We start from the raw sequence: 10,885 nt of genomic DNA, 5'->3' as shown, positions 1-10,885 counted from the left end.
ATAGTTCCCCTTTTTATAGACATTTATTCTCTCCACACTCCAAGGGTTTGAAACTACTCAGGAATTCCTTAAAATATGAATTTTCACTGAGTAATTTCATGGGAGCACTATTACACCCGTTTAGTCTCTCAAGGTACTGTTTTACCAGAATCTTAAGGACTTGCTTTTTCGGAGTGTAGAGCTTTACATCAACAAGAGAACTTCTCTTGCTGATATTTTTTGCTCCATTCACCTGAGCATTAAGTTTTTTACCACAAGATTTGCATTCAAAATAATGAGTATTTTTTCTGTTGTTTTTATCTATATATTCACAAGAACTACATTCTTGGCTTGTATATGCTGGATTTACTTCTATAATTTCTATGCCAAAAATTTCTTTAAACCTGTTAAGTTTTTCTTTAATGTATCTTTTACCAAAATTTTGTATCAATCTGTTCATACGCCTTGAAAGTTCAGGAGAACGGAAATTAAGCTTTTCTATAACTAACTTAGCTGGTTTGTATATCTTAATTATTCTGTTTAAAACCCTGTTTACTTCATTTTTCAAAAATTCCCTTAAATTATTTGTTAGTTCACTGTATTTTTTGTCTGTTTTTAACCTTTTTATCCCTTTGCCTTGCAAATATTTAGCTCTATTTTGTATTTTTCTATCAAATTCAGTGAGTGATTTTAAGAAATTCCTGCCAAATAAGTCCCCTTTATTGGTTGCAAATAAAGGATTTAACCCTAAATCAATAGATATTTCCTGAGTTTGAGGGATATACTGTTTTGAATTTAAAGATTTAACTCTTTTTATTATGAGATTATTGTTTTGATAAATTATTTGAACAAATTTCATAAATTCTCCATCTATAGATTCAGCATGTGGATTTTTCTTAAGTGGAATATAAACAGGATTTCCTTTATTAACAGTTGAAAGTCTTAACCAGTAATCAAACTCTTTTGTTTTATTGGGAATTTTTTCTGTTAATACTGCAACCTTTTCGTCAAGATGCATGGATATTCGTTTAAAGTTGGGTTTTCTGTTTTTCTTCATCAAATGTTTAAATATCTTCTTTGCAAGATTTTTATGAAATCCTGTGACAGAATAAACAACTTTGGTTTTATCTTTATAGCAAATTATTTCAGAATCATCATATTTTAACCATGCATTCTTAGAATTTAAAGCAAGCAGTATGTGTTTGTCTTTTTCTGGAAGATTGCTATGAAAAATAATATTTACAAATTGATTTTGTAAATTGCTGATGTAGCCTTTAAGTGTACTGCAAACCTGCCATAAACAAGTTTGTTTGTATCGCTCTGATAAGTCACTATTTATTTCTTTAACTGATAAATATTTGTTAAATTTACATTCCCGACTTATAAAAAAGTATTTCCATTGTATATGAGCTATTTTTTGAGCTACTTTTCTGTATTCTATTAGAGTTTTAATAGCTTGAGCTAATTTGCCTTTATTTGCAAAGTGTGGATAAAAATATGTGCCTATAATTTTCTCTTCTTTATTCTTCATCTTGCGTGATCTCTTTTATTATTTTTTCTGTTTTTCTCTTTGCTCTTCTTAATCCATAAAGTTTTGCTGAAAAACTATAAATAACTGCTACAAAATCTTGAATAATGTCCTCTTTTTCATCTTCAGCTCCGTTTACTATTTCTATAAGTCTCCCCTGCTTTTCACATAATAACCTGATATAATTAAAACCAAACCTTGCTAATCTGTCTTTATGCTCAACAAGTAAAATTGAATAATCCTGTTTATTTAGCAAGTTTATAAGTTTTGGTCTTGCATCATTTACCCCTGAACCAACTTCTTTTACAATATGTTTTATTTGATATCCCTTTGCTATTGCATATTCTTTTAATCTTTCAGCCTGCTTTTCAAGATTATCCCTGTTTTCATGAGATGAAACTCTTGCATATATCGCCACAATATTTTGTGGGGATAAAACATTAGGTTTTTCTTCTTCAAGAACCACGATAGTTCCTGTTGGTAGTTTTTTTGCATTTGGCAATTTCCCATCTTTAAACATCTGCCATGCCCTACGATAACTTATCCCCATTTTCTTTGCCCAGGTTGATAGTTTCATATTTTTATATTATACATTTTTGGCTATTTGTGTCAATATTTGTCTATGAGATTAATTACTTGTATCTAATACCTTGCCCAATTTAAAACAGTTAGGTTTGCCTTATGTTTGGTTTTTAGATCTTTAAGTAGAGCTGAAATATTCAAATTTTATATCTTCCAATCTGATTTATAATCAAGGCTCAAATCGTCTGAAACTCCCCTGAGAATCATATCATATCCACAAACTGCCACCATAGCTGCATTGTCAGCGCAAAATTTTGGTGAAGGCACCATCATGCCCAGATTGTGTTTCCTACAAACTTTAGCTACTTTACCTTTAAGAATATTATTTGCCGCCACTCCACCACCTAATACGATCTCTTTTATGTAATAATCTTCTACAACCCTTTCAATTTTTGAAGAAAGGGAGCTAAACAGTGAATTTTGTAACCCAAGAGCAAAGGCTGGATAATCATTTTTCGATGTAATCTTTCTAAAAGTTCTCAGTGCTGCCGTCTTTATCCCGCTAAAGCTCATCATATAGCCTTCCATCTTTAACTTTGATATCTTGATTTCACCCTTAGCGCTAAGGGATAGCCTTTCTATCTCGCTTCCAGCAGGATATGAAATACCCATCTCTCTACCAATCTTGTCGATTACCTCCCCTATTGCATCGTCCACTGTCCAGCCAATTCTTTTATAAACGCCCCAACCACTCCACAAGATCATCTCGGTATGGCCACCCGAAATGACGACACCCAGACATGGAAATTTTGGATAACGATTCTCCAACAGACATGCTAGCAAGTGAGCCTCAAGATGATTTACTCCAACTATTCTAACCCCTTCACAAAGAGCTATAGTCTTTGCAAAACAAAGTCCTAAAGAAAGAGAACCAGGAAGTCCAGGACCCACAGTCACAGCTACAGCATCAATCTTTTCTTTAAATTTTTCTCTTATTACATCATAAAGCGGCAAAAGGGTTCTAAAATGTTCTCTAGATGCTACTTCTGGCACTACACCCCCAAACTTCTTGTGAATTTCTTCCTGCGTTGCCCTTACTTCACAAACTAAAATACCATCCTTTACAATAGCAATTCCCGTATCGTCACAAGACGTTTCAATACCAAGAACTATCAATTCAGTATAATCTCCTCTATGAGTTTAGTTTTCTCTTATCAATCACCCTCTTTGCCTTACCGCTGGATCTTTCTATTGTTTTTGGCTCAACCAATCTAAGCTTTACATCTATACCAAGGACTGATTTTAATTTATGAGTAAGAGTTCTTTCCATTTCCACAAGAGACCTCATTTTATCTTGAAAGATATCATCTGAAACTTCAACGAAGACTTCTATGATATCCAAATAATTTTTTCTATCAAGCACAATTTGATAATGCGGCAAAACACCTTGAGTGCTAACTAAAACCTCTTCTATTTGTGAAGGAAATACATTGACTCCTCTTACAATAATCATATCATCTGTTCTACCTTTAATCTTGCCAATTCTTGCCATAGTTCTACCGCATCCGCAAGGTTCTTCAATAAGGTATGTGATATCTCTTGTCCTGTATCTAATGATAGGTAGAGCCTCTTTTGTAAGAGAAGTAATCACAAGCTCTCCAACTTCACCCGGTTCAACTGGTTCTAGTGTTTCTGGATCTATAATCTCCACCAAGAAATGATCCTCCCAAATGTGCATGCCAACCTTTAGTTGACATTCCCCCGCTACTCCAGGACCAATCAACTCAGACAAACCATAATTATCTGTGGCAATAATTCCAAGTGTACTCTCTAATTCTTTTCTTATTTCTTCTGTCCATGGCTCAGCTCCAAAAAAACCTACTCTTAATTTTAGGTCCTCCCTTTTTACCCCCATATCTTTCATAACTTCTGCCAAATGGAGGGTATACGATGGAGTACCAATTAAAGCTGTAGTACCAAAATCTTTCATAATATTTATCTGTCTCTCACTGTTACCTACAGAAGTTGGAATAACAGTAGCTCCTATTTTCTCAGCCCCATAGTGCATGCCAAGACCGCCTGTAAACAAACCATATCCTAAAAAATTTTGGACCTTATCGTCATGTCTTAGCCCGCCAGCATACAGCACTCTCGCTGTAAGTTCCGCCCACGTCTCTAAATCCCTTGCAGTATATCCCACTACAGTAGGCTTTCCTGTAGTTCCACTTGATGCGTGGAGTCTAACCACATCACGTTCTGGCACTGCAAAAAGTCCAAAGGGATAGTTATCCCTTAAATCTTGTTTTACAGTAAAGGGAAATTTTGAGAAATCTTCAAGAGTTCTAAGATCCTTTAATGATAGTCCCTTTTCTTCCATCTTTTGCCTGTAAAATTTTACGTTCTCCCAAACCCTTGAAAGAACCCCTCTCAGTCTAGAAAGTTGTAAGTCTTTAATTCTTTTTCTCGGCATACATTCATAATCTGGGTTAAATATCATATGCAACTCCTTAATGATGTTAATTTATGAGAAACTAATTTAATTTTTTATCTTTCTTGTAACAATATCAGAATGAGATAATATACCTATGTTATTATCTTGAAGCACCTTTATTCCTTTTTCTGTGTCAGAGAGATCAAAAACTACAAAACCCCCAACGCCAGAATACAAATATTCTACGTTTATCCCTTCATCCGCAAGAATTTTCAGTGTTTTATGTAGTCCGCCAGGAATATCAGGAACGTCAACACAAATCACATCAGTTTCTTTAACCGTAAAACCCTCATTTTTTAACATCTCTTTAGCCTTGCTCACATCATCTACAAGAACCCTAAATATCCCATACTCAGCCGTATCTGCTACAGAAAAACCTCTAATATCTAAACCCCCTTTAGCTAAAACTTCCGTCAATTCAGCAAGTCGTCCTGCTCTATTTTCCATAAATATCGCCAATTGTCTTACCTTCATCTTCTCCTCCTCCTAAAGAAATTTTATTATTTCTCTTTAAACTCTCTTCCTGCCATAAAGGCTTTCAAGTTAATCTCGTGGAGTCTTTCAGGTAAAAATTCTTTTAGGGTTTCTATCCAAAGATCTACTGAAATATCTAAAAATCTTGAGAGCAAACCCATCATAATAATATTTATTGTCTTTGGATTTCCCAGGTCTTTTGCTATTTTTGAAGCATTGATCAAACTAAAGTCAAAACCAAGCTCTCTAATCTTGTCCATTATATCTGTAGGATATTCAGATTTCCCCGAAATTACAGATAAAGGAGGTAGCATCTCATCTGAAACTAGCAATTTGCCATCTGGCTTTAAATATTCTAAATATCTCGCAGCTTCTAAGCACTCAAATGCTACTAAGAAATCCACATCACCCTTTGACAGAAGAGGTGAATGAACCTTTTTAGCTAGTCTTACAGCGCTCTCAACACTCCCTCCCCTTTGTGCCATACCGTGAACTTCAGTTAACTTTACATCATAACCGCTTTTAAAACCAACATTAGACATTAATCTTGATGCAGTTAATACGCCCTGCCCCCCTACTCCAACAAATAAGAAGTCAATTTTATTCATCAATTTTCCTCCCAAATTTAACTAAACTGACTTATTGCACTGTGTAAGCATACATCAGCACACAATCCGCAACCATAGCATAGGTCTGCCCTTATCTTCACCTTTTTTGTGTCTTTATTAAAGCTCATTGCAGGACAAGCAATATTTAGACAAACTTTACACCCCTTACACTTTTCTTCATCCACTAAGTATTTAACGTTTTGTGCTCTTTCTACAAGAACACAAGGCCTTTTAGAAATAATTACACACGGCTCATTTAGTTTTAACATCCTTTCTATAATCTTTTTAAGTTTTTTAAAATCAAGAGGATCTACTACCTTTACGTAATTTATCCCCAATCCCTTTAGAACCTTTTTTACCTTTATAGGCTCTACCTCATCGCCCCTTGCCCTTATGCCAGACATAGGATTTCCTTGATGCCCGGTCATAGCAGTAGTTCTGTTATCAAGAATTATTACAAGCACAGGTGCTTTATTGTAAGCCAATTCAGCTATACCAGGCAATCCCGAATGAATAAAGGTTGAATCACCCAATGTAGCTACCACTTTGATACCGTCATCTGATTTTAAGTTTTGAGCAAGACCTGCAGCTATGCCCAAACTTGCACCCATACAAATAATTGTATCGCTTGCCCCTAAGGGTTTAAGGGCACCAAGAGAATAGCAACCGATATCAGAAGTTATATATAGATCTTTTTTCTTCATTCTTATCTGGTTCAACGCATAATAAACTCCCCTATGTGGACAACCCGCACACAAAAGAGGCGGTCTGGGTAGCACCGGCAAGTCGTATTTTGGAACCTCCAAGTTGAAGAGCGTTTTTCTTATTAGATCCGGGGACATCTCAAGAGAAGGTTCAAATACCTCCTTCCCAATAACTTCAACCCCAAGATCCATTACCCGTATCTCATCTGCCACAAATGGATCTGATTCCTCAATTACATATATTCTGTCAAATCTGCCAACAAAATCTGATATCAATGATTTCGGCAAAGGATAAGTAGTAGAAAGTTTTAAAAACGATGCATATTTGAAGACTTCTCTTGCATGTTCATAGGCAACCCCACAGGCAATTACGCCAGTATTTCCACCCCATTCAATTTTATTAAAATCCGTGTTCTCAAAGATAGACACAGCTTTCTTCATCTTATTATCAAGATTGGCTCTAAGCCTCCTCGCATTAGCAGGCAAAACAATATATTTTTCTGGATTTTTTTCTACATTCTTTTTTGGAACTTCTACTCTATCTTGAAGCTCAACTATAGAAGAGGAGTGAGAAAGCCTTGTAGTGGACCTTATTATTACAGGAAGGTCTGTCTGTTCTGAAACCTCAAATGCCCACTTCGTTAGCTCTTTAGCCTCTTGAGAATCTGAAGGTTCAAGTACTATTGCCCTTGACATCTTTGCAAGATATCTTGTGTCCTGCTCATTTTGTGAGCTATGCATACCAGGATCATCTCCCACTACTATAACCAATCCAGCATTTACACCTGTATATGTCAAGGTCTGAAGCACATCTGCTGCTACGTTTAATCCCACGTGTTTCATAGAACATATACTTCTATTCCCAGAAAGAGATGCCCCTAAACAAGCTTCTAAAGAAACCTTTTCATTTGGAGCTAACTCTACATATAATTCCTTGTATTTTTTTAAACTTTCAATAACTTCAGTACTAGGAGTCCCAGGATATGCCGATGCAAAAGTTACACCGGCTTCCCACGCCCCCCTCGCAATTGCTTCATTTCCTAACATTATCCTTTTCAAATTTTACACGCCCCTTAAAAACTTATTTGTTAATTTTCCTTTTATCAATCACCCTTTTGGCCTTGCCTTCAGACCTCTCTATGCTCTTGGGTTCTACGAGTTTTACCTTCACGGATATGCCGCAAATATTATAAATAGAGTCTGCAACCTTCTTCTGTAGCCTCTCAAGAGATTTTACCTCTGATGTAAAAAGTTCTGGCAAGACTTCAACCCATACTTCTATAGTATCTAGTTCCTTTTCCCTATCTACTATTATTAAATAATGAGGAGAAGTTCCCTCCACCTGAGCCAATGCAGATTCAATCTGAGATGGGAACACATTTACTCCTCTGATAATAAGCATATCGTCAGATCTACCAAGAATCCTAGAAATCCTTGCATGTGTTCTTCCACATACGCACGGCTCGACATTTAACTTTGTCAAGTCTCTCGTTCTATATCTTATAAGAGGTATTCCTTCTTTTAAAAGTGTAGTTATTACCAACTCTCCAACCTCACCAGGCGGCAAGGGTTCTAAGGTATTTGGATCGACAACCTCAGCAATAAAGGCATCCTCTGCAACGTGAAGCCCATCCTTTTCAAGACATTCACACGCCACCCCAGGCCCCATTATTTCAGAAAGTCCATATATATCTACAGCCGTAAAATCAATTCTTTCTTCAATCCTCTTTCTCATCTCTTCAGACCATGGTTCAGCACCAAGTACTCCAACCCTTAGTTTTGAATCTTTTAAACTCAGCCCCATCTCTTCTGCAACATCAGCAAGATGTAAAAGATAAGAAGGAGTACAAGCAATTACAGTTGCCTCAAAATCCATTATTAACTGAATTTGCCTTTTCGTTTGACCTCCAGAAGACGGTACCACAGTACCACCAAGCCTCTCAACACCGTAGTGAAGCCCTAAACCACCAGTAAAAAGACCATATCCGTACGCAATGTGTACGGTATCATACTTGCTAACTCCAGCTCCAACAAGAGCCCTTGCCACAAGTTCAGACCAAACGTTTAGATCGTTTTGGGTATATCCAACTACTGTGGGCTTTCCAGTAGTACCACTTGATGCGTGCAACCTGACTATCTCTCCTCTGTTTACAGCAAACATGCCAAACGGATAATTATCTCTAAGATCGCTCTTTAACGTAAACGGAAGTTTTTTAATGTCATCAATATCTCTGATATCATTCGGAGTTATTCCCAACTCGTTAAACTTCTTTCTGTAAAACGGGACAAATTCATAAACATAACGTACTAATCTCCTAAGCCTAGCCTCTTGCAAGCTAATTATCTCTTTTCTAGGCAAAAGCTCTACTTCTGGCTTAAAATATTTCATCATCTCCTACTCTTTAACTGAGCTAAAAACCTCAGGTTGGGATATTTTTAGTCCGCCAGCACAAGCCCTACTCCCAACAGGCGGAACTTAGGGCACCCCGCATTAGATGTTAGATGTATTTTACTATATACTATGAAAATTTTATAAATTCAAATGGTCACAACCTATCAACTAATTTTATAGCAGAGTTCTTACATCCTCTTGCACAAGCTCCACAGCCTACGCATTTAACTTCATCCACAAATGCTTTACCATCTACTATTGATATTGCACCCTTTTTACAAAACCTCAGGCATATCTCGCACCCCTTGCACAAAACAGGATCCACTTTTGCAACCTTTAATTTTTTAAGCTCTTTGTGATCATCGCTAATAGTTTCATCCAAGTCTGGTTTTAAAATTTCAAATCCAGAATCAAGAATGGCTACATCAGCAGCATTCCCTAAATTCTTTTTATAAAAGCACCCTAAAAACCTGCTTTTATGGTGTCCACCCCTTCTATTCCCACACATTCGACCTCTCATTTATCATCACCTCTTAGGGTTAATTTTAACAAAATTAATATAAAATAATCTTTATTGATTTCATTCACCTAAATTTATTTATCCGGAGGAGATATGAAAATTCAAACTCTTGATCTAAATTTTCTAAATACCAGAAATGTATTGAGTAGTTACCTGGTAGAATCAGATCCACCTTTTCTAATAGAAACTGGTCCTGACTCAACTTTTGAAAATTTAAAAACCGCATTGAGCAAGTTAGGCTACGAGATAAAGGATATCAAGTATGTTTTTGTAACTCACATTCATCTCGATCACTCAGGAGCTGCATTTAGGTTTGCTAATGAGGGCACAAAGATTTATGTCCATCCAAATGGCAAAAGGCACCTTATAAACCCTTCCAAACTTATAAAATCAGCCACAATGGTTTACAAAGAAAGAACCCATGAGCTCTGGGGAGATACCCTTCCTATTGACGAAGAAAATGTAGTCGAGACCTCAGATGGGCAAATTATAAAGATAGGCGATGTTCAGGTTAGAGTAATAGATTCTCCAGGACATGCAAAGCATCACAACGTTTATTTGGTAAACGGACATTTGTTTACTGGTGATACAGGAGGAGTAAGGATAGGTCAGGGTCCAGTTATGCCAGCAGTTCCACCTCCTGACATAGATATCCCTGCATGGCTAAGGACCATAGAAAAGATGAAAGGTTTCAATCCTACTTATATATGTCCATCACATTTTGGATGCTTTGTCGATCCAGAATACCACCTGGAAACGCTTAAAGAAAATCTTATAAAATACGACAGATTCATCAGGGAGAAAATAAAATTTTCAGATGATTATGACACACTATTTCCAATATTCAAGGAATATGTAGATTCATTCTTTACAGATAAAAAAGTTAGAGAATTTTATCAATTTGCGAATCCCGACGAGATGAACATTGCAGGACTAATCAGGTATGCAAAGGTAAATAAGTTTGAAGTAGAGTGAAAAGAAGATCACGTCAAATTTTTCTGTAAATTCATCCAGCTGATAAAATCAGTTATAATTAAACTTTTTTTAAAATTATAAATTTCAATTGTTTAATACTTTAGATATTTTTTAAAATGCTGTGGCAAAAATAATATATATAAAAATATAGGTTCGCTATTTTTAAGAGTTTTATTAAGCTGATGTGTCAAATCAGGAAAGTGGCCTTTTTCACAAAAGACAGGGCATTAAGAAATATTACTGATGAAATACAAACGTGCAATAAGTCTTCTGAGGACCTTGCAAACCGTTATGAACTATATACAAATTGGGATACTCAGCTGGAGCCACAAAAACATTGATAGATTCTCCGTTTAACAGATAGCAAGGTGGCTTTACTCCCACAGGTTCATTAGTTTGAAAATCAGTAATCTGACCTACTAAACTTGCATCACGAAAACCCTCAACTGTAACGTTTTGAATGTATTGAAGTTCTACAAGCTGACCATTCCAATAGCCAGTATAAGAAAATTGAGAAGGATCTACTTGTGCAATTAAACTGTTTATCTTAGCATTCTCTTGTGAGTAAGCACTTTGGTTGCCAAAGGTAGCCACGAAAAGGATCGAAAGCAAAAAAATTGATGATAGGATCAAGATAAGCAATTTAAATCTCACTAAACTCACCTCCTTAATTTGTTAGGATAGCGATCAAG

Annotated in this window: 11 protein-coding genes; 1 reads left to right on the top strand and 10 read right to left on the bottom strand. The window is 36.1% G+C overall.

The window, feature by feature from the left end; translation table 11 throughout:
* Positions 1–13 precede the first annotated feature (13 nt).
* The 9 genes from ACWIUX_RS07525 to ACWIUX_RS07485 form a co-directional block, all read right to left on the bottom strand.
* Entirely contained in the window at positions 14–1,036 is a 1,023-nt protein-coding gene (locus tag ACWIUX_RS07525; protein ID WP_448590111.1) for an RNA-guided endonuclease TnpB family protein, read from the bottom strand.
* A gap of 463 nt (positions 1,037–1,499) precedes the next feature.
* A complete protein-coding gene (locus tag ACWIUX_RS07520) occupies positions 1,500–2,084 on the bottom strand; it encodes an IS607 family transposase (protein WP_448590110.1) in 585 nt (194 codons plus the stop codon).
* Positions 2,085–2,233: 149 nt separating this feature from the next.
* Entirely contained in the window at positions 2,234–3,205 is a 972-nt protein-coding gene (tsaD, locus tag ACWIUX_RS07515) for a tRNA (adenosine(37)-N6)-threonylcarbamoyltransferase complex transferase subunit TsaD (protein WP_448590109.1), read from the bottom strand.
* A gap of 16 nt (positions 3,206–3,221) precedes the next feature.
* Positions 3,222–4,526: a phenylacetate--CoA ligase family protein gene (locus ACWIUX_RS07510; RefSeq protein WP_448590108.1), complete on the bottom strand. Its 1,305-nt coding sequence runs from the start codon at positions 4,524–4,526 to the stop codon at positions 3,222–3,224.
* 39 nt (positions 4,527–4,565) lie between these two features.
* Positions 4,566–4,994 carry an ACT domain-containing protein gene (locus tag ACWIUX_RS07505; protein ID WP_448590107.1) on the bottom strand — a complete coding sequence of 143 codons (429 nt, stop codon included), beginning with the start codon at positions 4,992–4,994 and terminating at the stop codon, positions 4,566–4,568.
* Between the two features lie 26 nt (positions 4,995–5,020).
* Positions 5,021–5,602 carry an indolepyruvate oxidoreductase subunit beta gene (locus tag ACWIUX_RS07500; RefSeq protein WP_448590106.1) on the bottom strand — a complete coding sequence of 194 codons (582 nt, stop codon included), beginning with the start codon at positions 5,600–5,602 and terminating at the stop codon, positions 5,021–5,023.
* Between the two features lie 17 nt (positions 5,603–5,619).
* Positions 5,620–7,365, bottom strand: a complete 1,746-nt coding sequence (gene iorA, locus ACWIUX_RS07495) for an indolepyruvate ferredoxin oxidoreductase subunit alpha (RefSeq protein ID WP_448590105.1) — start codon at positions 7,363–7,365, stop codon at positions 5,620–5,622.
* 22 nt (positions 7,366–7,387) lie between these two features.
* Entirely contained in the window at positions 7,388–8,695 is a 1,308-nt protein-coding gene (locus ACWIUX_RS07490) for a phenylacetate--CoA ligase family protein (protein WP_448590104.1), read from the bottom strand.
* A gap of 157 nt (positions 8,696–8,852) precedes the next feature.
* Positions 8,853–9,218, bottom strand: coding sequence for an indolepyruvate ferredoxin oxidoreductase subunit alpha (locus ACWIUX_RS07485; protein WP_448590103.1), 366 nt, complete (start codon positions 9,216–9,218; stop codon positions 8,853–8,855).
* A gap of 93 nt (positions 9,219–9,311) precedes the next feature.
* On the opposite strand from ACWIUX_RS07485, the gene ACWIUX_RS07480 reads away from it, so the two are divergent.
* Entirely contained in the window at positions 9,312–10,193 is an 882-nt protein-coding gene (locus ACWIUX_RS07480; protein WP_448590102.1) for an MBL fold metallo-hydrolase, read from the top strand.
* 237 nt (positions 10,194–10,430) lie between these two features.
* Here ACWIUX_RS07480 and ACWIUX_RS07475 read toward each other — a convergent pair whose 3' ends face one another.
* The gene (locus tag ACWIUX_RS07475) at positions 10,431–10,847 is read right to left on the bottom strand and encodes a hypothetical protein (RefSeq protein ID WP_448590101.1); all 417 of its coding nucleotides are present in this window, start codon (positions 10,845–10,847) and stop codon (positions 10,431–10,433) included.
* Positions 10,848–10,885 lie beyond the last annotated feature (38 nt).

This window comes from Thermodesulfobium sp. (assembly GCF_053498235.1).
This window is presented reverse-complemented; position numbering and strand designations above follow the sequence as displayed.